Annotated in this window: 1 protein-coding gene; it reads right to left on the bottom strand. The window is 48.2% G+C overall.

What is annotated here, in order from left to right; all coding sequences use genetic code 11:
* A partial coding sequence (locus GY683_RS04760; protein WP_297287656.1) for an ATPase, T2SS/T4P/T4SS family occupies positions 1–738 on the bottom strand: 738 nt, incomplete at both ends.

Below are 738 nucleotides of genomic sequence, written 5' to 3'. Positions count from 1 at the left end.
CAGGTGGCGCGTCTGGTTGCAGTGATAATGCAGAAGCACTGTTGGCACCTCGTTGACCACCTTGATTGCGTTTACTTTTTAGCTTGATTTGTAGGCGCAGCTCGTTGGCACTGTCAGCATTACGAATGGCTTCATCATAACTGATTGCCCCTTCATCGTACAGGTCAAACAGCGCTTGGTCAAAGGTCTGCATACCAAGCTCACGGGACTTAGTCATAATCGCCTTAAGCTCGTGCATTTCACCTTTTAAAATCAAGTCCGCCATCAGTGGCGTATTAAGCATAATCTCAACTGCCGCACGTCGCCCTTTACCATCTTCAGTACGCACCAATCGCTGCGAAACAATGGCTTTCATGTTGGATGATAAGTCCATCAACAGCTGACCCTTACGTTCTTCAGGGAAAAAGTTAATGATACGATCCAGTGTTTGGTTGGCGTTATTGGCGTGCAATGTCCCAAGACACAAATGCCCCGTTTCAGCAAAGGCAATGGCGTGTTCCATGGTTTCAGTATCACGAATCTCACCAATCAAAATCACGTCAGGCGCTTGGCGCAATGTGTTCTTTAAGGCATGATGCCATGAATGCGTATCCACACCCACTTCACGGTGAGTAATCATCGATTTTTTGTGCTTATGCACATATTCCACAGGGTCTTCCACCGTGATGATGTGCCCTGCCGAATGCTCGTTACGGTGGTCAATCATCGCCGCCAGTGACGTCGATTTACCCGAGCCTG

The organism is Moraxella sp. (assembly GCF_024227015.1).
In the GTDB taxonomy this organism is placed as follows: domain Bacteria; phylum Pseudomonadota; class Gammaproteobacteria; order Pseudomonadales; family Moraxellaceae; genus Moraxella.
The sequence above is the reverse complement of the archived record's forward strand: the minus strand, read 5'-3'. Positions and strand labels throughout refer to the sequence as shown.